We start from the raw sequence: 18,618 nt of genomic DNA, 5'->3' as shown, positions 1-18,618 counted from the left end.
GAGATGTCCGCAAATAGTGCAAACATCGGAATTTTGGGCAGGTCGAAACCGTGACGACATCCTTACTCGAAGGGGCGGCCATGGCGGGCCGGGCGGGGACGGCGGCGGTCGGCGTCGAAGAGGAGTTCCAGGTGGTGGACCTCGACAGCCGGCGGCTCGCCGCGCGCGCCGCGCTGCTGCTCGACCAGTTGCCGGAAGAGGCGTTCACCCAGGAGCTGCAGCGCTCGGTGGTGGAGTCCAACACCCGCCCGTGCGTGGACCTGGCGGATCTGGGCCGCGAGCTGACGACGCTGCGCCATCTGGTGATCGGGGCGGCGGAAGGGCTGGGCCTCGGGATCGCGGCGGCCGGCAGCGTGCCGCTGGTGGACGAGCAGGCGATCAAGATCTCCCCGGATCCGCGGTACGAGCGGATGCTGGACGAGTACCAGTCGCTGACCCGCGAACAGCTCATCTGCGGCACGCAGGTGCACGTGGAGGTGCCCGACCGGGACCTGGCGGTGGCGGTCGCCCACCGGCTGTCCCCCTGGCTGGCCCCGCTCCTGGCGCTGAGCTGCAGCTCGCCGTACTGGCGCGGCCGGGACACCGGATACGCCAGCTACCGGCGGCTGGTGTGGGAGCGGTGGCCGACCGCGGGGCCGGTGCCGCGCTTCGCCTCGGCCGAGGAGTACGACGGGGTCGTCGGCGACCTGGTCAGGTCCGGGGTGATCACCGACCCCGGGATGATCTACTTCGACGTCCGCCCCTCGGACCACGTGCCCACCGTGGAGCTGCGGATCTGCGACTCCTGCCCGCGCGTCGGCGACATCGTGCTGATCGCCGGGCTGTTCCGGGCCCTGGTGCTGCGGGAGATCGCCGCGATCGAGAGCGGCGACCGCCGCGCGATCCGGCTGGAGATGGTCAGCGCGGCCACCTGGCGCGCGGCCCGCTCGGGGCTTGAGGACGAGCTCGTCGACCCGGTGGAAGGCGTGCCGAGGCCCCCCGCCGAGGTCGTGGGCGGCCTGGTCCGGGGCCTGCGGCCGTACCTGGAGGAGACCGGCGACTGGGAGCTGGTCAGCGCCCTGGCCGCCGAGGCGCTGGCCCGGGGCAGCAGCGCGGCCCGCCAGCGCGCGGCGTTCACCCGGAGCGGGCGGCTGTCCGACGTGGTGGACCTGGTGCTGGCCGAGACGCGGGAGACGGACTGGACGCCCGCGCAGTTTCCCCCCCGACCTGGAGTGATCGCCTGATGTGCGGCCTTGCTGGAGAGTTCCGCTTCGACGGAGAGAGCGCAGACGTCGGAGCCGTGGGACGGATGACCGACGCGATGCACGACCGCGGCCCTGACGGGTCGGGGCTGTGGTCGCTGGGGCCCGTCGCCCTCGGCCACCGGCGCCTGAAGATCATCGACCTGTCCGAGAAGGCGGCGCAGCCGATGGTGGACTCCGCGCTCGGCCTGGCGGCGGTGTTCAACGGCTGCCTGTACAACTACCGCGAGCTGCGCGAGGAACTGCGGCGCGAGGGCTACGAGTTCTTCTCCACCTCCGACACCGAGGTGCTGGTCAAGGCGTTCCACCGGTGGGGGCCCGCCTGCGTCGAGCGGTTCAAGGGCATGTTCGCCTTCGCCGTCCACGAGCGCGACGCCGGGCGGCTGACGCTCGGCCGGGACCGGCTCGGGATCAAGCCGATGTACCTGGCCCGCGACGGCGCGCGGCTGCGGTTCGCCTCCACGCTGCCCGCGCTGCTGGACGGCGGCGGCGTGGACACCGCCATCGACCGCGTCGCGCTGCACCACTACATGACCTTCCACTCGCTGGTGCCCGGCGAGCGCACGATCCTGGCCGGGGTCCGCAAGCTCCCGCCGGCCACCGTGCGCACGGTCGAGGCCGACGGCGCGATGACCGACCACGTCTACTGGCGGCCGCCGTACACCAGGGACGCCCTGCCGGAGTACGCCGGGATGGACGCGGCCGGCTGGCGCGAGGCCGTGCTGGACCGGCTGCGCACCGCCGTACGGCGGCGCATGGTGGCCGACGTGCCGGTGGGCGTGCTGCTGTCCGGCGGGCTGGACTCCAGCCTGATCGTCGCGCTGCTCGCCGAGGAGGGCCAGCGGGACCTGTCCACCTTCAGCATCGGCTTCCAGCCCGCGGGCGGCGAGCGGGGCGACGAGTTCGGGTACTCCGACCTGGTCGCCGACCGCTTCGGGACCGACCACCACCGCATCCGCATCCCCGACTCCCGGCTCCTCGACGGCCTGGAGCCCGCGATCCGCGCGATGAGCGAGCCCATGGTCAGCCACGACTGCGTCGCCTTCCACCTGCTGTCCCAGGAGGTGGCCCGGCACGTGACGGTCGTGCAGTCCGGCCAGGGCGCCGACGAGGTGTTCGCGGGGTACTCCTGGTTCCCCGAGATGGCCGGCGTGCCCCGGGAGCGGGCGGCCAGGGCGTACGGCGAGGCGTTCGCCGACCGCCCGCATGCGGCGCTCGGGGAGTACCTCAACCCCGAGTACCTCATCGGCCACGACGCCAGCGGCGACTTCATCCGCGACCACCTGGCCGCGCCGGGGGCGGACACGACGCTGGACGCGGTGCTCCGGCTGGAGACGACCGCGATGCTGGTGGACGACCCGGTCAAGCGGGTGGACAACATGACCATGGCGTTCGGGCTGGAGGCCAGGACCCCGTTCCTGGACCACGAGCTGGTCGAGCTGGCCGCGGCCTGCCCGCCCGAGCTCAAGATCGCCGACGGGGGCAAGGGCGTGCTCAAGGACGCCGCCCGCGCGCTGCTCCCGGAGCAGATCATCGACCGGCCCAAGGGCTACTTCCCGGTGCCCGCCATCCGCCACATCCAGGGCCCGTTCCTGGACCTGGTCCGCGACGCGCTGACCGCTCCGGCCGCCAAGTCGCGCGGGCTGTTCCGGCCCGACCGGGTCGAACGCCTGCTCGCCGCGCCCGACGACGACCACACCACCACCGGGGTCAACACCCTGTGGCAACTCGCGCTCCTCGAACTATGGCTGCAGGCACACCGCATCGGCTGATCCTCGGCGCCCGGCGAGCGCCCCCGGCGGAGGCGAGCCTCACCGCCTGGAACTGCCTGGCGCCCGCGCTGTCCCCGGACGGCCGCGCCGTGGCGTACGTCAGCGACCGGGACGGCCGCCCGCGCGTGTGGATCCTGCGCCTGGACGGGGAGGACGGCTCCCGGCCGCTGGACACCGGTCCCGAGGCCGTGACCGACGTGAGCTGGTCGCCCACCGGCGCTCGCCTCGCCGTACGGCTCCTGCCCGGAGGGGGCGAGCACGGGCAGGTCTGGACGGTCCGGCCCGACGGCGGGGACCTGCGGCCGCTCTGCGCGCCGGAGGGCGGCTCGGCGACCTTCGGCCGGTGGACCGGGCGCGGGGACGACCTCCTCGCCGACACGATCCAGGCGTCCGGCCGGGCCGAGGCGCTGCTCATCGACGCCGGCACCGGGGAGTCGCGGGTCCTGGCGCGCGGGCCGCTGACGCACGCGGTCGCCGCGAGCCGGGACCACCGCCACGTCCTGATCCGCCGCGGGCCGCGCGGCGGGCGCCGGATGTACCTCGCGGACGTCCCCGCCGGGACCGTGCCGGAGGTGCCGCTGCTGGAGGGCCTGGACGGGACCACGGACCATGGCGTGCTCTCACCCGGCGGGGAGACGGCGTACCTGGTCACGGACGCGGGACGGGACCGGGCCGCGCTGGTCGCGGTGAGCGGGGGCGGCGAGCCCGCCGTACTCGCCGAACGCCCGGACGCCGACGCGGACCTCTTCGAGCTGAGCCTGGACGGCCGCCGCGGCCTGCTGGTCTGGAACGCCGGGGGCCGCTCCGAGCCGGAGCTGATCGACATGGAGACCGGGATCGCGCGCCCGCTGCCGCCGCCGCCCGCCGAGCTGCTGACCTCGGTGCGCCTCACCCCCGACGGGTCGCGGGCCGCGCTGACGGCCGAGGGGCCCGCCCACCCGGCCCACGTCGTGCTGTGCGACCTGGACACCGGCCGGTACCACGAGGTCGCCGGGACCGGGGCGCTCGCCGGGGCGGTCCCGGCGGAGCCGTTCCCCGTCCTCGCCCGCGACGGGCTGGGGCTGAGCGGGTGGCTCTACCGGGTGCCCGGGGTCGAGGGCCCCGCCCCCTTCGCCATCTACCTGCACGGCGGGCCGGAGGACCAGGAGCGGCCCGCGTTCAACCCGCTCTACCAGAACCTGCTGGCCGCGGGGATCGGCGTCTTCGCGCCCAACGTCCGCGGCTCGGGCGGCTTCGGCCGGGCCTTCCGCGAGGCCGACAACGGCCCCCTGCGGTTCCGCGCCGTGGACGACGTCGCCGACTGCGCCGCCGCGCTGGTACGGCTCGGCGTGGCCGACCCGTCGCGGATGGCCTGCATGGGCTGGTCGTACGGCGGCTACCTCACCCTGGCGGCGCTCGTCACCTATCCGCGCCTCTTCCGGGCGGGCGTGGACATCTGCGGCATCGCCGACTTCGAGACCTTCTACGAGCGGACCGAGCCGTGGATCGCCGCCGCCGCCGTCCGGGAGTACGGCGACCCCTCCCGCGACCGCGACCTGCTCCGCGCCCTGTCGCCGCTGCACGCCTTCGACCGCCTGGCCGCCCCGCTGCTGGTGGTCCACGGCGCCCAGGACACCAACGTCCCGCTGTACGAGGCCGAGCAGGCGATCCGGGCCGCCCGGGCCCTCGGCCGCCCCTGCGACAGCCTGATCTTCCCGGACGAGGGCCACGAGGTGCGCGGCAGAGCCAACCGCGAGACCCTCGTCAAGACCATCGCCGCCTGGCTGTCCCGCCACCTCACCACCCCGCCGGACCCCGTCTCCTGACCGCCGCCCGGCGGGCCCGGGCCGTCCGGCGGTCAGGGCGCGGCGGGGGTGCGGAAGGAGGCGCGGTAGGAGCGCGGGGTGACGCCGGTGACCCGTTTGAACCGCTCGCGGAAGGCGGTGGGCGAGCCGAAGCCGCACCTGGCCGCGACGCGCTCCACGCCGTGGTCGGTGTTCTCCAGGAGGTACTGGGCGCGCCGTACGCGGGCCCGCAGCAGCCACTGCAAGGGGGTGGTCCCGGTCTGCTCCCGGAAACGGCGGCTGAACGTCCGCTCGCTCAGGCCGGCCACCCGGGCCAGGTCCGCCAGGGTCACCTCCCCGGCGAGGTTGTCCTCGATCCAGGCGAACACCGGCTCCAGCAGCGAGCCCCGGGGCACCGGCGGCGGGGAGTGCGCGACGAACTGCGCCTGCCCGCCCTCCCGCTCCAGCGGCGTCACCGACAGCCGCGCCGAGTCCGCGGCGACCGCCGAGCCGAAGTCCCGCCGGATCAGGTGCAGGCACAGGTCCAGCCCCGCCGACGCCCCCGCCGACGTCAGGATCGCGCCGTTGTCGACGTACAGCACGTCGGGCCGCACGTCCACGCGCGGGAACATCGCGGCCAGCCGGTCGGTGGCGGCCCAGTGCGTGGTGGCGGCGAGCCCGTCGAGCAGCCCCGCCGCCGCCAGGGTGAACGCCCCGGCGCAGATGGACGCGATCCGGGCGCCGCCGGCCGCGGCCGCGCGCAGGGCGTCGAGCACGTCCACGCCAGGCGGGCCGGCGCGCTCCGAGCAGCCGGGCACGATGACCGTGCCGGCCTCGCGCAACGCCTCCAGGCCGTGCGGCGCGAGGATCGCGAAGGTCTCGGTGGCCACCCGCTGCCGGGGTGCGCAGACCAGGACGCGGTACGGCCTGCTCCCGTCGGCCAGCCGGGCGCGGCCGAACGCCTCGACCGGGATCGCCAGGTCGGCCGCCACCACGTGGTCCAGGGCCAGGACGGCGACGGTGTGCATGGGCACACAGTAGGCGCGATCCCGGCGGGCACGGACGCCGAGGTGGCGCCGGTTGGCGGGATCCCGTCGGAGATTGGCGATCCAGCTCCTGGGACGCCGGTGGCCGCCCGGCCTAGCCTTGCGCCGCGCCCCCGCTCCACGCCGTACGGCATGGCGAGGGCGCGCAGTCCCGGCCGCACGCCCGCAGAACGGATCTCCGCACCCATGTCCATCGTCATGCCGATCGTGATCGGCCTGATCGCCGTCTGTCTCCTGTCCCTGATCCGCGAGCCGCACCGGCGCCGCGCCAACGCCGTGCTGGTCGCCGGCGCGGGCGCCGCCTACCTGAGCGGGGGCGGGCTCGGCGCCTGGGAGTTCGTCCTGCCGGTCGTCATGACCTACGTCGCCTGGCGGGGCCTGGAGAGCTGGGCCTTCATCGGCGTCGGCTGGCTGCTCCACACCGCCTGGGACGTCATGCACCACCTGAAGGGCAGCCCGATCATCCCCTTCGCCGAGCACTCCTCCTTCGGCTGCGCCATCTGCGACCCGGTGATCGCGCTGTGGTGCTTCGCGGGCGGCCCGTCGGTCACCGACTGGATCCGCGCCCGGCTCGCCCGCGCCCCGGCCCCGCCCGCCGTGGCGTCCCCGGAGCAGGCTACGGCCGAGTAGGCGGAGGCCGAGTAGGCGGAGGCCGAGCAGGGGGAGGCCGAGCCCGAGTAGGCGGGAGGCCGTGCCGCGGCCGGTCAGGAGCCGGAGCCGCCCGCGGTCTCGCCGCCGGTCTCGCCGCCGATCTCGGCGGCGACCTCCGCGGCGGCCCGGTGGCCGGATTCGATCGCGCCGTCGAAGTAGCCGTTCCAGCGGGTCGCGGTCTCGGTTCCGGCCCAGTGGAGCGTCTGGACCGGGGCGCGGAGGGCCGGGCCGTACCCGGTCCAGGTCCCGGGGACGGGGTGGCCGGAGAAGCAGCCCCGCGTCCACGGCTCGGCGGCCCAGTCGAACTCGACGAAGTCCTCCGCGTCCCTGGCCCGGTCGCCGAACAGCTCCGCCAGCCGGTCCAGTACGGCCGCGCGGCGCGCTCCGGCGTCCATCGCGCGCAGCCGGTGGGCGTCCACGCCGTACGCGAAGGAGGTCAGGACGGCGCGGGGCCCGCCGGGCGGGGTGTTGTCGGCCGTCTCGGTGAGGACGCCGTCGGTGCTGGTGCTGATGCCGGACAGGCCGTCGTCCCGCCAGAACGGCCGGGCGTAGACGGCGTGGGTCTTGAGGCTGTGACCGGCCGGGACGCGCTGGGTCAGGCCGTCGCGGAGCGGCGGCAGCGGCGGGTCGTAGTCGATGCGCCCGGCGAGGAGGGGCGGGATGGCGATGATCGCGCGGGCCGCCTCGTGGACCTCGTCGCCCGCCCAGACCCGCGCCGAGCCGGCGGAGTACGCGACGCGCCGTACCGGCCGGTTGAGGAGCACGGTCCCCGGGGGCAGGGCGGCGGCCATGCGCTCGGCCAGCGCCTGGGGCCCGCCGACGACCCGGCAGGCCTGCGCCCCTCCGGCGTACGCCGCCAGGTTGTCCAGGCCGTCGCCGCTGGCCAGGTAGAACAGCGTGTGCAGCAGGGAGACCTCGCCGGCGTCGGCGGCCAGCAGCGCCCCGGCGGTGGCGCGGGCCACCGACCGGGCGGCGGCCGGCGTGGCGGCGCGGCCGGCCAGCCACGAGGCCAGGGTCGTCGCGTCCCACTCGGCGGCCCGGGGATGCCGCCACGGCTCCCGCGTCGGAACCTCCCGGCTCAGCCGGTCCAGCTCCGCCCGCAGCGCCACGACCTCGGCGGGCGGCTCGTCGAGCCGGCGCCCCTCGTGGTCGATGACGGCCCGGCCGAACTCCGGCGAGGGGTAGGTCTCCACCCCGAACCGCTCGATCAGCTCCAGCACCCGATGCTGCGTGGGCCCCACCCACTGCCCGCCCAGGTCGAGCTGGGTCCCGTCGGGGAGGTACCGGGTGAGCACGCGCCCGCCGACCCGGTCCCGCGCCTCCACCACCACGACCCGGAGCCCGCGGCCGGTCAGCTCCAGCGCCGCCGAGAGCCCCGCGAATCCGGCCCCCACCACGACCACGTCACAGCCGCCCACGAATCCCCCCGTTTCCCCGGATCACCGCCGGTCACAGGGGACGCCCTACCCGATCCGGGGCGCGTTCTGCCCGGGATCTCCGCAGGCGCGGTCCTGGGGGTGCCGCTCAGCGCTGCTTGAGGCGCTGGGCCTCCTTGCGCACCTCGGCCTGGATCGACCGCTCGCGCCGCAGCCACTCGGGGTTCTCCGCCTTGATGGCCTCGATCTCGGCGGTGGTGAGCGGCCCGTCGATCCCGCTCCTGGCCAGGCCCGAGATGGAGACGCCCAGCTTCACGGCGGCGACCTGCTTGGGGTGCGGCCCGTCGCGCCGCAGGTCGGTCAGCCACGCGGGCGGGGCGGCCTGCAGGGTGTTCAGCTCGTCGCGGGAGACGACGCCCTCCTGGAACTCGGCGGGAGTGGCCGAGAGGAGCACACCCAGCTTCTTGGCCGCGGTCGCGGGCTTCATCGTCTGGGTGGCCTTGGGCTTGGTCATGGCGTCAAGGGTATGGCGCGGAGCCCGCTGCCCTGACATCGGTACGCTGTGGAGGTGACAGACAGGGAGTTCCGGGTGGCGTACGTCCCCGGGGTGACGCCGGCCAAGTGGGCCCGCGTCTGGGCCGAGCGCGTGCCCGGCGTGCCGCTCACCCTGGTCCCCGTCCCCGCCGCGGAGGCGGTGGAGTGCCTGCGCGGCGGCGGCGCCGACGCCGGGCTCGTGCGGTTGCCCGTGGACCGCGAGGGGCTCAGCGTGATCCCCCTGTACGTCGAGACCACCGTGGTCGTGGTCCCGAAGGACCACCTGGTGACCGCCGCCGACGAGGTGACCGTCGCCGATCTCGCCGCCGACGAGGTGCTCCACCCGATGGACGACACCCTCCGGTGGACGACCCTGCCGGGTCTGCCCGCCTTCACCCGCCCGGAGACGACGGCGGAGGCGATCGAGCTGGTGGCGGCGGGGGCCGGCCTGCTGCTGGTGCCCCAGTCCCTGGCGCGCCTGTACCACCGCAAGGACCTGACCTACCGCCCCGTCACGGACACGCCCCAGTCGCAGGTGGCCCTGGCCTGGCCCGCGGAGGCGACGACCGACCAGGTGGAGGACTTCATCGGCATCGTCCGCGGCCGCACGCCCAACAGCTCCCGGGGCCGCGCTCCCGCCCCGAAGACCGAGAAGACACGCAAGCAACCCCGCACCCCCGCCCCGGGGGGATCGGCCCGCCGGAGCGCGCAGACCCCCCGAGCCAGAAAGGGCCGCCGCCCCCGCTGAGCCGGCGCCGCTTCAGCCGCTCGCCTGGTCGCACCGCAAGCGCGTTCGCGACCGGCTCACAAGGGCACACGGGCCGCACCCGGAGAGGGCGGCTTCGCCTTCCGCGCCGCCCCCGGCGCCCGCCACCCCCGCCCGCCACCTCCGGCATCGCCCGGCGCCTCCCCGCACAGGCGGCCGAACCCGCCGCGCGGGGGGCGTCAGGCGCCGGGACGGAGCGCGGGGCGGAGGTCGGTGCGGGCCCAGGACTCCAGGGAGGTGTCGGTGGTGGTGGCGGGGGTTCGCGGCTGCTCGGGGACGAAGGGGGCGCGCAGGCCCGTAGACATGCCCATGATGGCCTCGACCCGGGCCGGGGGCAGGCCGGCGCCCTCCAGGGCGGCGCGCATGTCGTCGTCGGGGACGCGGTGGGCCTTGACCTGGTGGCCGGTGACCTCCGAGACCACGGCCATGACGTCGTCCCAGGACAGGTCGCGCGGCCCGTGCACGCCCTGCACGCGGCGGCCCGACCAGTCCGGACGCAGCAGCAGGGAGGCGGCCACCGACGCGATGTCGGCCGGGGCGACCCAGGGGAACCGCTCGTCGGTGTCCCGGAGCACGCCCACGGAGCCCGCGCGGATGGCGTCCAGCTCGTACCTGAGGTTGCTGAAGAAGTAGCCCGCCCGCAGGTGGGCGACCGAGAGGGACGGGTCGTCGGCGACGAGGCGGTCCAGCGTCTCCTCGACCCGGGCCAGGCCGTCGATCTCCCCGGCGCCCCGGCGCAGTTCCGCGCCCACGCTGCTCTGCAGGACGGTACGGCTGACGCGGTTCAGCGCGACCGCGCCGGCCACGATCTCGCCGACCTCGGCGTACCCCGCGACCGGGTCGTCGCCTTCCCCGGGTGGTACGACCAGGTACAACGCGTCGAGTTCGCGCGTCGCCTCGATCACGGCCCAGGGGTCGCGCAGATCGACCTCGCGGGCGTCCACAAGATCCCCCCAGAGGCCGCGGGCGCGCTCGGGATGGCGGCTCAGCAGCCGGGGCCGTACCCCGGCCCGAACCAGGTGCCCGACCAGGAAACGCCCGACATTGCCGGACGGTGCGGTGACAGCGATCTCCATACCCCCGACGATAGGAGCAGATGCGGCCACATCCTGTCCACGATTGTCCCCCACGGCCCCCACGCCCACCGGCGCCGACGAAGAGTGGCGGCTCGAAGGTCGTCAGCGGTGTGGATGTGCGCCGAGCGCGAGAGCGACGCCGCCTACCGCGCGTCGCCGTACACCCCTCCGGTCGAGTGCGCCCCAGTGGGCGAGCCCCCCCGCCGGCCCGCGTACCGCTTGGGTGGCGCCGGCGAGCTGCTGGGGGAGAAGCCGGGAAAGGGCGGATACGCCGGATACAAGATCGTTATGACTGTATAGTCCTTGATCGTTTATTAATGATCAAGGAGGTTTGCCATGAAGCGTAAGCTTCTCTCCCTCGCCGGATCTCTGGTCCTCGGCGCCGGACTCCTCACCACCACCATGTCCGCCCCGGCCGCGGCGGCGGGTCCCTGCTCGGGCACCCACCTGGGCAACTGGCCGATCAGCGGCGGGTACATCGCGGTCTACTGGAACTCCTCGACCGGCAAGAACTGCGCGGCCACGTACACCAACAAGCCGGGCGTCAAGCAGTTCATCGGCGTGTGGATCGACGCCACCGGCGGCGGCAGCGACTCCGACACGGGTATGTTCTCGTACTACGCGGGCCCCGCCAGCGTCTATGCCCGTGGCAAGTGCGTCAGCTTCATGGGCCAGGTCGGCAACGGCCCCAAGACGGCCTACAACGACGTCTACTGCGACTGACGGCCCGGCCGCGCTCGGGCGCGGCACCCCGGTCCGCGCGCCCTGAGCGCGTGGCCGCCCCGCTCGCCGAGCGGTCCGTCGGAACCGTCTTCACCCTCACGTGATCGATCCCGGTGCGGTCCTGAGGTCGCACCGGGCCACTCACGGACGCCCCTGGTGAGGGAGCCGCCCTGTCTCTCTCGGCCGGAATGGGAACGGCCGGCGGCCGTGAGGGGGTCTCCGGCGCCGGCCGTTCGCGGAGCCCGCACGCGGACTCGGTGGTCGATGACGGGATGGGTGTCCCGCCGCTTCGCTCAGGCGGACTCGCGGGTGTCGTTGCGGAGGCTGAGGAAGACGAGCACGATCCCGATGTACGTGCACAGCCGTACCGCGTCGGGGATGCCGTTCCAGGTGCCGTTCATCCACATGCCGAACCACTCGCCGCCGATGGCCTGAAAGCCGAAGAACCACAGCAGCAGGCCGAGCGTGCAGCCGATGACGCCCCATCGCTTGGCCTGATGGAAGGCGGCGTCGTCGCGGCCGACGGCCCTGAGCTGCTGCCAGGCCGACACGAGACAGGTCACCATGATGGCCGCCTCGGTGAGGATGACGCCGATGTAGGCGACGTGGTGCGCCCACGTCCACGGGATGGCGCGGTAGTTGATCTGGCTGACCGCGGCGAGCTCGGGCTTCTGCGCGTCCATGGCCAGCACGTGCCGGACGAACTCGAAGTTCGTGCCGTAGTCGGTGAGGTTGCCGAACACGACGAGCAGCGCGAAGCCGCCGACGGTGGCGGTGAGCAGCGCCTTCGTGATGCGGAGGGCGGAGATGGTGTCGAAGCGGGCCACGGGTCTTTCCTTTGACATCTCTGGTCGGATGAGCACACGGGCCCAGGGGAGGTGTCCGGAAAAAGGGGGAAAGATCCACGGGGCCCGCTCGCCCGGCGTGGAGGAACTCGCCAGGCCGCTCCACTGGCTCCGTCACTGGCGGTGACGTCGCGGGCCCCTCAGCCTGAGGTGGAGCGACCGCATTCTACCCGAATCCCCACATAGTGGACAGTCCTCAACATTCACCGCTAAGGCCGCACAACAGGCGCGAAGACCGGACCCTCATCGCATACGTACCCCCACAAGGTGAGCCGGGCGGGTGCCGTACTGGAGGCGTCCCGCCCACAGGGTGCCGAGGAGGCCGGCGGCGGCGAGCGCGGCGCCCACCCAGGCCACCGAGGCGAGGCCGAAGCCGGCGTCGATGGCCAGGCCGCCGAGGGCCGGCGCGAGCGTGTTGCCGACGTTGAAGGCCGCGGTGTTGGTGGCCCCGACCAAGGTCGGCGCGCCGGGCGCGACGACGAAGACCCGGGACTGCAGGATCGGGTTGGTGACGTACCCGGCCATCCCGAGGACGAAGATCAGGGCCACGGTGACGACGGTGTTCTCCGCCAGTACGGCGAGCAGCGCGGAGGCCGCGGCGAGGACGCCGGTGCCGAGCGCGAGCGTGCGGATCGGGAACGCCTCCGCGGTCCGGCCGCCGATGACCATGCCGAGCAGGCCGCCGACGCCGAACAGTGCCAGCAGTACGGGCACCCAGCCCTCGGTCAGCCCGGTGACGTCGGTGAGCAGGGCGGCGAGGTAGCTGAAGGTGACGATGACGGCGCCGAAGGAGAACGCGGTCACCGCGTACGAGAGCCAGAGCTGCGGCCGGGCCATCGCCCGTAGCTCGGCGCGGGCCGTGCGCGTCTCCTCCGCCGGCCCCCGGCCGCCCGGGACGGCGAACACCGAGCAGGCGAGGCTGATCAGGGTGAGCACGGCCACGCCCCAGAAGGCGGCGCGCCATCCGGCGAACTGGCTGAGCACCGTGCCCGCGGGGACGCCGATGATGGTGGCGAGGGTGAGTCCGCTGGCGACGACCGCCACCGCCTTGCCCTTGGCGTTCGCCGGGACGAGGGTGACGGCGGTGGCCACGGCGACGCCCCAGAAGCCCGCGTAGGCCAGAGCGCTGACGACCCGCGTGGCGAACAGGAACCCGTAGCCCGGGGCGAGGGCGCCGGCGATGTGCGCGGCGATGAAGACGGCCTGCAGCGCGACCAGGGCCGTACGGCGGGGCCAGGTGAGCGTGGCGAACGCCAGGAGCGGCGCCCCGACGACCATGCCGATGGCGAACGCCGAGATCAGCAGCCCGGCGTCGGAGATGGAGACGCCCAGGTCGTCGGCCAGGTTGGGGAGCAGGCCGGAGAGCATGAACTCCGATGTGCCTTGGGTGAAGATTCCCAAGCCGAGGATGTAGACGGCAAGGGGCATGGAGCGCCTCCAAACGCGGGGATGCTGACCGGCGTCGCGTCCGGTCACGAGCGGAAGGGCGACGCTAGCACATTTAAGAGCAGTTGCTCCAAAACGGGTCCGGCCTCCCCCCGTCCCCCGGCGAGGTGGCACGATGATCCGTACCCGAATTTTTGTGCGATCGCTCCAAAACCCGTAGGATGCGGGCATGGCCAGGCCCAGGAAGTTCGACGAGACGAGCGTCGTCACCGCCGCCATGGAGACCTTCTGGCGGCGGGGGTACGAGGCCACCTCGACCCGGGACCTGTCCGCCTCGACCGGCCTCGGCCAGTCGAGCCTGTACAACGTCTTCGGCGACAAGCGCGAGCTGTACCTGCGGGCCCTGCGCCGCTACTACGAGACCTACACCGCCGAGCAGATCGCGCTCCTCGAGCGGCCCGGCGCGGTCAAGGACCGGTTGCGGGACCTGATCGTCCAAGCCCTCGACGCCGATCTGGCCGGCCCCGACGCCTCCGGATGCTTCTCCATCAACGCCTCCGTCGAGAGGGCCGACTCCGACGACGCCGTCCGTGAGGAGGTCCGCCGGCACTTCAGCACGGTGGAACGGGCGCTGACCGAGACCATCGCGCGGGGGCAGGACTCCGGCGAGATCTCGGGGGAGCGCACCGCCGAGACCCTCGCCCGCCAGTTCCTCAGCACGTACTACGGCCTGCGCGTGCTGGCCCGCATCCAGAAGGACAGAACCGCCCTGCTCGGCGTCGCGGAGAGCGTCATCTCCTCCCTCTGACCGCCACCCGCCGCGGGGCGGCCGCCCGCGCCGTCCGCGCGCCCCGGACCCGCATCGCGCACCCGGCCACGCGGCGCGGTCCGGTCGGCCCTGCTCCGGGGACCGCGGAGCATCGCGGCGACCGGGGGCGCGAGGTTGCGCGCCTGTGGCGGAAGGTGCCGCCGGGGCGGGGTTCAGCCGGCCAGGCCGGCGCCGTGGGCGAGCAGGGCGATCTGGCTGCGGCTGTTGAGGTCGAGCTTGTCGAGAATGCGCGAGATGTGGGCCTTCGCGGTCGCGACACTCATGAACAGCGACGCTCACGAACAACCGCCCCCCGCCGCCGGCGGATCCGTCTAGCGCCTGGGCGATGCCGAAAGAGCGAGATCATGTGCCCGCGAGCGCGCATCGAGCACGCGAAGGCTCGAACCTCATTCCGCAAAGGCTCGCAACTCGAAGAAGCCGCAGGTCAGGGCATGATCGTTGGTAGGGCGCCCGGGACTCGAACCCGGAACCTATGGATTAAAAGTCCACAGCTCTGCCAATTGAGCTAACGCCCCGCTGGTGACAGCGTATCGAGGATAGTGGGAGGTTGGGGCGGGCGTGACTGCTGTTGGGGGGTCAGGGCTGGTCGGCGAAGCGTTCTACCTGGTCGGTGTGGCCGGAGATGACGATGATGTCGCCGTACGTGAGGACGGTGTCGGCGGCCGCGTACGTGAACTCGCCGCCGGGGGACTTGACGGCGACCACCGTCACGCCGAACTTGCGGCGCAGCGCGGACTCGCCCAGGGGCATGCCCACGAACTCGCGCGGCGGGTGGGTCTTGGCCAGCGCGAAGTTGTCGTCCACCTGCAGGAAGTCGAGCATCCGGCCGCTGACCAGGTGGGCCACCCGCTCGCCCATGTCGTGCTCGGGGAAGACGATGTGGTGGGCGCCGATGCGGGACAGGATCTGGCCGTGCTGCTTGCTGATCGCCTTGGCCCAGATGTTCTCTATGCCCAGCTCCACCAGGAGTGAGGTGGTGAGGATGCTGGCCTCCATGTTGGTGCCGATCGCCACCACCGCGCGGTAGAAGTCCTGGACGCCGAGCTGGCGCAGCGCCTCGATGTCGGTGCTGTCGGCCTCGGCGATCTGGGTGATGTGGCCGCTGAGGGCCCGGACGGTCTTGCGGCCGTTGTCGATGGCGAGGACCTCGGTGCCCCGCCGTACCAGTTCGAGGGCCAGGGAGGAGCCGAAGCGGCCCAGGCCGATGACGACGACCGGATCGTTCTTCTTGTCAGCCAACGATGACCCGCTCCTCGGGGAGTTCGTAGCGGCGGGTGCGCTCGCGCAGGGCGAGGGCGCTGCCCAGGGTGAGGGGGCCCGTCCTGCCCACGAACATGAGCAGGATGAGCAGGATCTGGCCGGCCACCGTGGACTCGGGGGTGATGCCGGTGGACATTCCGTTGGTGGTCGCGGCCGAGACGGCTTCGAACAGCACGAAGTCCAGATTATGGGGAGTCAGGACCAGTAGCAGGTATGTCGAGAATGCGATCAGCACGATGCTCATCAGCGTGATCGTGACGGCCTGCCGCTGGGTGGGGGAGGGCAGGCGGCGGTGCCAGGCGTTGACCCGGGGCTCGCCGCGCAGCTCCGACCAGACCATGAACAGGAGCACGCCGAACGTCGTCACCTTGATCCCGCCCGCCGTGCCCGCGCTGCCGCCGCCGATGAACATCAGCAGCTCGCACAGGAGCAGGCTGGAGGGGCGCAGCTCGTCCATGTTCACGCTGTTGAACCCGCCGGAGCGGGTCATCGCGGACAGGAAGAAGGACGTCAGGAACTTCCCCGGGTCGTCCATCCCGCCCAGCGTGCGCGGGTTGGTCCACTCGGTCGCCAGGAAGATCATCGTGCCCAGGGTCAGCAGCACGGCGGACACGGTGAGCGTGATCCGCGTGAGGACGGACCAGGTGCGGGGGCGGCGCCAGGACCGCGCCAGCTCGAACACGACGGGGAAGCCGATCCCGCCCAGGATCACACCGGCGGTGAGCGTCAGGATGATCCAGGGGTCGGTCGCGAACCGGATCACGCTGTCCGGCCAGAGCGCGAAGCCCGCGTTGTTGAACGACGAGATCGAGTGGAAGATCCCCAGGTACGCCGCGCGGCCGGGCGCCTCGCCGTACGCCAGGGCGAAGCGGGCGGCGAGGATCACGGCGAGGACGAGCTCGGCGGCCAGGCTGAACAGCACGACGTTGCGCACGACGCGCCGCAGGTCGGCGGCGCGCGGCGTCTTCGTCTCGGCCTGCACGAACAGGCGGGCGCGCAGGCCCAGCCGCCCGGCCAGCAGCACGGTGAACAAGGTGGCCAGCGTCATGATCCCGAGCCCGCCGACCTGCATCAGCGCCATGATCACCAGTTCGCCGAACAACGACCAGTGATCTGCGGTGTCGACGAGCACCAGCCCGGTCAGGCACACCGCGGAGGTGGCGGTGAACAGCGCGACCAGGAATTCCGCGGGCTCCCCGGACGAGGTCGCCATCGGCGAGGCGAGCAGCCCGGTGCCGGCGAGGATCGCGGACCCGAAACCGCTCACGATGACCTGGGCCGGGTGCTGGAACCGATCGAGCAGGGCCCGCCCCCACGGACGTCTCATGATCGTGTACGGCTCCCGCCGCGGCTCACGACGGGCGTACGGCTCCCGCTGCCCGCGACAGCCCGCGTACGGCTCCCGTCGAGGCTGGCAACGGCGCGCGTACGGCCCCCGCCGGGGCTCGCGGGCCGCCGGGGCGCGGGCCGGTTACGTGACGTGCCGTTTATGTCGGGGTTGATCACGCGATAAACCATAGTCAGCCCTGGCCACCGCGCGACCCGCTTTTCCCGCACCCGGGAACCGCGGGATTACGTCAGGTAGCGCAGCCAGAGGTACGGCGTGGCCACGGTGATCGTCACCAGGGTCACGATGAGGCCGTACTTGGTGAACTCCCAGAAGCTGATGGGGGCGCGGTTCCGGGCGGCGATGCCGAGGACGACCACGTTCGCCGCCGCGCCGACGGCGGTGGCGTTCCCGCCCAGGTCGGCGCCGAGCGCCAGCGCCCACCAGAGCACCTGCGCGTGGTCGTTGCCGCCGTTGGCGCTGACGAGCTCGGCGACGATGGGGCTCATCGTGGCGACGTACGGGATGTTGTCCACGATCGCCGACAGCCCCGCCGAGGCCCACAGCAGCAGCATCGTCGCGACGCCGAGCCGGCCCTCGGTGGCCTGGACGGCGGCCTGGGAGATCTGGCCGATCACGCCGGTCTCGACCAGCGCGCCGACCATGACGAACAGGCCGGCGAAGAAGACGAGCGTCTCCCACTCGACCTCCTCAAGCGCCTCCTGGGTGGTGACGCGGGTGGCCGCGACCAGCACGCCCGCGCCGAGGACGGCCACGATCGAGGGCTCGTAGTGCAGCACCGGGTGCAGCACGAACGCGGCCATCACGATCACGAGCACGGTCAGGCTCTGCCAGAGCAGGCGGCGGTCGCCGATGGCCTCGCGCTCCTGGAGCCGCATGATCTCGGCCGCGCGCTCCGGGTCGTACACGAACGACTTCCGGAACATGATCCGGCACAGGCCGATGAAGACGACCAGGAGGACGACGACGAGCGGCGCCAGGTGGACGAGGAAGTCGTTGAAGGACAGCCCGCCGCGGCTGGCGATGATGATGTTGGGCGGGTCGCCGACCAGGGTGGCCGTGCCGCCGATGTTGGAGGCCATCGCCTCGGCGATCAGGAACGGCGCGACCGGCAGCGCCAGCCGTTCGCAGACCAGGAACGTCACCGGGGCGATCAGCAGCACGGTCGTGACGTTGTCGAGCAGCGCCGACGCCAGTGCGGTGATGACGATCAGCAGCGCCATCAGCCGGAACGGCCTGCCGCGGGCGCGCTTGGCCGCCCAGATGGCGAGGTACTCGAACACGCCCGTCTGCTTGAGCACGCCGACGATGACCATCATGCCGAGCAGCAGGAAGACGACGTTCCAGTCGATGCCGGAGTGCTCGGAGAAGAACGCGGCCTTCGCGTCGGTGGCGTGGATCAGCAGCATGATCCCCGCGCCGCCGAGCGCGGCCATGACGCGGTGGATCCGCTCGGTGGCGATCAGCGCGTACGCGCCGAGGAACGCGACGACGGCGAGCCAGGCGGTGACGCTCATGCCGGCAGCACCGCGTTGAGCAGGGCCTGGAGGGTGACGGCGCCGATCATGCGCCCGTCGTCGTCCACCACCGCGACCAGCGGGCTGCGGCAGCGCGCCATCATGGCGGCGATCTCCAGGACCGTGTCGTCGGGCGCGGCCACCGGCAGCTCGCGCGGCTGCTCCGGCAGGCACTCGCGCACGGTCCTGCCGTTGAGCGTGCGCGCGAACTCGTCGGCGTGCGCCTCGTCCACGACGCGCGCCAGGGCCGGGTCCTCCTGGGCGTACCCGGGCACGGCCAGCCGCAGCACCTGGGTGCCGGGCAGGATGGTGCGGGGCGCTCCCCGGTCGTCGACGACGATCAGCCCGGGCAGGCGGTGCTCGGCGAGCAGCCGGGCGGCGTCCATCGCGGACGTGCCCAGGGCGATGGTCGGGAAGTCGGCAGCGAGATCACGCGCGCGCACCAGGTCGGCTCCTCAGTCACGGGGATCACATGAGAACTGCCG

Annotated in this window: 18 protein-coding genes and 1 tRNA gene; 7 read left to right on the top strand and 12 right to left on the bottom strand. The window is 73.1% G+C overall.

Features of this window, described 5'->3' with window-relative positions:
• Positions 1-50: 50 nt before the first annotated feature.
• Genes D5H75_RS24030 through D5H75_RS24020 form a run of 3 tightly spaced genes read left to right on the top strand, consistent with a single transcriptional unit; the run spans position 51 to position 4,818 of the window.
• Positions 51-1,223 (top strand): carboxylate-amine ligase, encoded by a 1,173-nt coding sequence (locus tag D5H75_RS24030; protein ID WP_242454473.1) that lies wholly within the window; start codon positions 51-53, stop codon positions 1,221-1,223.
• Positions 1,223-3,013 (top strand): N-acetylglutaminylglutamine amidotransferase, encoded by a 1,791-nt coding sequence (locus D5H75_RS24025; protein WP_119928786.1) that lies wholly within the window; start codon positions 1,223-1,225, stop codon positions 3,011-3,013. Before D5H75_RS24030 ends, D5H75_RS24025 begins: the two co-directional genes overlap by 1 nt.
• Positions 2,986-4,818 carry a prolyl oligopeptidase family serine peptidase gene (locus D5H75_RS24020; protein ID WP_119928785.1) on the top strand — a complete coding sequence of 611 codons (1,833 nt, stop codon included), beginning with the start codon at positions 2,986-2,988 and terminating at the stop codon, positions 4,816-4,818. Before D5H75_RS24025 ends, D5H75_RS24020 begins: the two co-directional genes overlap by 28 nt.
• Before the next feature lie 32 nt (positions 4,819-4,850).
• On the opposite strand, the gene D5H75_RS24015 is transcribed toward D5H75_RS24020, so the two are convergent.
• Positions 4,851-5,804: a GlxA family transcriptional regulator gene (locus tag D5H75_RS24015; protein ID WP_119928784.1), complete on the bottom strand. Its 954-nt coding sequence runs from the start codon at positions 5,802-5,804 to the stop codon at positions 4,851-4,853.
• Positions 5,805-6,008: 204 nt separating this feature from the next.
• On the opposite strand from D5H75_RS24015, the gene D5H75_RS24010 reads away from it, so the two are divergent.
• Positions 6,009-6,452 carry a DUF6010 family protein gene (locus tag D5H75_RS24010; RefSeq protein ID WP_119928783.1) on the top strand — a complete coding sequence of 148 codons (444 nt, stop codon included), beginning with the start codon at positions 6,009-6,011 and terminating at the stop codon, positions 6,450-6,452.
• Positions 6,453-6,526: 74 nt separating this feature from the next.
• Here D5H75_RS24010 and D5H75_RS24005 read toward each other — a convergent pair whose 3' ends face one another.
• Positions 6,527-7,891 carry a flavin monoamine oxidase family protein gene (locus tag D5H75_RS24005; RefSeq protein WP_119928782.1) on the bottom strand — a complete coding sequence of 455 codons (1,365 nt, stop codon included), beginning with the start codon at positions 7,889-7,891 and terminating at the stop codon, positions 6,527-6,529.
• A 106-nt stretch (positions 7,892-7,997) separates the two neighbouring features.
• Positions 7,998-8,363: a DUF5997 family protein gene (locus D5H75_RS24000; protein WP_119928781.1), complete on the bottom strand. Its 366-nt coding sequence runs from the start codon at positions 8,361-8,363 to the stop codon at positions 7,998-8,000.
• A 54-nt stretch (positions 8,364-8,417) separates the two neighbouring features.
• On the opposite strand from D5H75_RS24000, the gene D5H75_RS23995 reads away from it, so the two are divergent.
• Entirely contained in the window at positions 8,418-9,131 is a 714-nt protein-coding gene (locus D5H75_RS23995; protein ID WP_242454472.1) for a LysR family substrate-binding domain-containing protein, read from the top strand.
• Positions 9,132-9,328: 197 nt separating this feature from the next.
• On the opposite strand, the gene D5H75_RS23990 is transcribed toward D5H75_RS23995, so the two are convergent.
• A complete protein-coding gene (locus D5H75_RS23990) occupies positions 9,329-10,225 on the bottom strand; it encodes a Rossmann-fold NAD(P)-binding domain-containing protein (protein WP_119928779.1) in 897 nt (298 codons plus the stop codon).
• A gap of 336 nt (positions 10,226-10,561) precedes the next feature.
• Here D5H75_RS23990 and D5H75_RS23980 point away from each other — a divergent pair, with 336 nt between their 5' ends.
• Entirely contained in the window at positions 10,562-10,948 is a 387-nt protein-coding gene (locus D5H75_RS23980) for a hypothetical protein (RefSeq protein WP_119928777.1), read from the top strand.
• Positions 10,949-11,241: 293 nt separating this feature from the next.
• On the opposite strand, the gene D5H75_RS23975 is transcribed toward D5H75_RS23980, so the two are convergent.
• A complete protein-coding gene (locus D5H75_RS23975; protein WP_242454471.1) occupies positions 11,242-11,775 on the bottom strand; it encodes a DUF2165 family protein in 534 nt (177 codons plus the stop codon).
• 261 nt (positions 11,776-12,036) lie between these two features.
• Entirely contained in the window at positions 12,037-13,221 is a 1,185-nt protein-coding gene (locus D5H75_RS23970) for a Cmx/CmrA family chloramphenicol efflux MFS transporter (protein ID WP_119928775.1), read from the bottom strand.
• A 187-nt stretch (positions 13,222-13,408) separates the two neighbouring features.
• Between D5H75_RS23970 and D5H75_RS23965 the strand changes: the two genes are divergently transcribed.
• Positions 13,409-13,987 carry a TetR/AcrR family transcriptional regulator gene (locus D5H75_RS23965; RefSeq protein ID WP_119928774.1) on the top strand — a complete coding sequence of 193 codons (579 nt, stop codon included), beginning with the start codon at positions 13,409-13,411 and terminating at the stop codon, positions 13,985-13,987.
• Between the two features lie 173 nt (positions 13,988-14,160).
• Here the strand turns inward: D5H75_RS23965 and D5H75_RS23960 are convergent, their stop codons facing one another.
• From D5H75_RS23960 to D5H75_RS23935, 6 genes are all read right to left on the bottom strand, one after another.
• Positions 14,161-14,271 (bottom strand): helix-turn-helix domain-containing protein, encoded by a 111-nt coding sequence (locus D5H75_RS23960; RefSeq protein WP_119928773.1) that lies wholly within the window; start codon positions 14,269-14,271, stop codon positions 14,161-14,163.
• Positions 14,272-14,447: 176 nt separating this feature from the next.
• A tRNA-Lys gene (locus D5H75_RS23955) sits at positions 14,448-14,523 on the bottom strand.
• A gap of 61 nt (positions 14,524-14,584) precedes the next feature.
• A complete protein-coding gene (locus D5H75_RS23950; protein ID WP_119928772.1) occupies positions 14,585-15,247 on the bottom strand; it encodes a potassium channel family protein in 663 nt (220 codons plus the stop codon).
• Positions 15,240-16,595 (bottom strand): TrkH family potassium uptake protein, encoded by a 1,356-nt coding sequence (locus tag D5H75_RS23945; protein ID WP_119928771.1) that lies wholly within the window; start codon positions 16,593-16,595, stop codon positions 15,240-15,242. The genes D5H75_RS23950 and D5H75_RS23945 overlap by 8 nt, the downstream gene beginning before the upstream one ends.
• Before the next feature lie 245 nt (positions 16,596-16,840).
• Positions 16,841-18,133, bottom strand: coding sequence for an ArsB/NhaD family transporter (locus tag D5H75_RS23940; protein WP_119928770.1), 1,293 nt, complete (start codon positions 18,131-18,133; stop codon positions 16,841-16,843).
• Entirely contained in the window at positions 18,130-18,576 is a 447-nt protein-coding gene (locus tag D5H75_RS23935) for a CBS domain-containing protein (RefSeq protein WP_119928769.1), read from the bottom strand. Before D5H75_RS23935 ends, D5H75_RS23940 begins: the two co-directional genes overlap by 4 nt.
• Positions 18,577-18,618 lie beyond the last annotated feature (42 nt).

Origin of the sequence: Bailinhaonella thermotolerans, from assembly GCF_003594875.1 — a bacterium.
In the GTDB taxonomy this organism is placed as follows: domain Bacteria; phylum Actinomycetota; class Actinomycetes; order Streptosporangiales; family Streptosporangiaceae; genus Bailinhaonella; species Bailinhaonella thermotolerans.
The sequence above is the reverse complement of the archived record's forward strand: the minus strand, read 5'-3'. Positions and strand labels throughout refer to the sequence as shown.

Coding starts and splice junctions, on each gene's coding strand:
- D5H75_RS24025 (WP_119928786.1), top strand. CDS start 1,223: ATGTGCGGCCTTGCTGGAGAGTTCCGCTTCGACGGAGAGAGCGCAGAC.
- D5H75_RS24020 (WP_119928785.1), top strand. CDS start 2,986: ATGGCTGCAGGCACACCGCATCGGCTGATCCTCGGCGCCCGGCGAGCG.
- D5H75_RS24015 (WP_119928784.1), bottom strand. CDS start 5,804: ATGCACACCGTCGCCGTCCTGGCCCTGGACCACGTGGTGGCGGCCGAC.
- D5H75_RS24010 (WP_119928783.1), top strand. CDS start 6,009: ATGTCCATCGTCATGCCGATCGTGATCGGCCTGATCGCCGTCTGTCTC.
- D5H75_RS24000 (WP_119928781.1), bottom strand. CDS start 8,363: ATGACCAAGCCCAAGGCCACCCAGACGATGAAGCCCGCGACCGCGGCC.
- D5H75_RS23990 (WP_119928779.1), bottom strand. CDS start 10,225: ATGGAGATCGCTGTCACCGCACCGTCCGGCAATGTCGGGCGTTTCCTG.
- D5H75_RS23980 (WP_119928777.1), top strand. CDS start 10,562: ATGAAGCGTAAGCTTCTCTCCCTCGCCGGATCTCTGGTCCTCGGCGCC.
- D5H75_RS23970 (WP_119928775.1), bottom strand. CDS start 13,221: ATGCCCCTTGCCGTCTACATCCTCGGCTTGGGAATCTTCACCCAAGGC.
- D5H75_RS23965 (WP_119928774.1), top strand. CDS start 13,409: ATGGCCAGGCCCAGGAAGTTCGACGAGACGAGCGTCGTCACCGCCGCC.
- D5H75_RS23960 (WP_119928773.1), bottom strand. CDS start 14,271: ATGAGTGTCGCGACCGCGAAGGCCCACATCTCGCGCATTCTCGACAAG.
- D5H75_RS23945 (WP_119928771.1), bottom strand. CDS start 16,595: ATGAGACGTCCGTGGGGGCGGGCCCTGCTCGATCGGTTCCAGCACCCG.
- D5H75_RS23940 (WP_119928770.1), bottom strand. CDS start 18,133: ATGAGCGTCACCGCCTGGCTCGCCGTCGTCGCGTTCCTCGGCGCGTAC.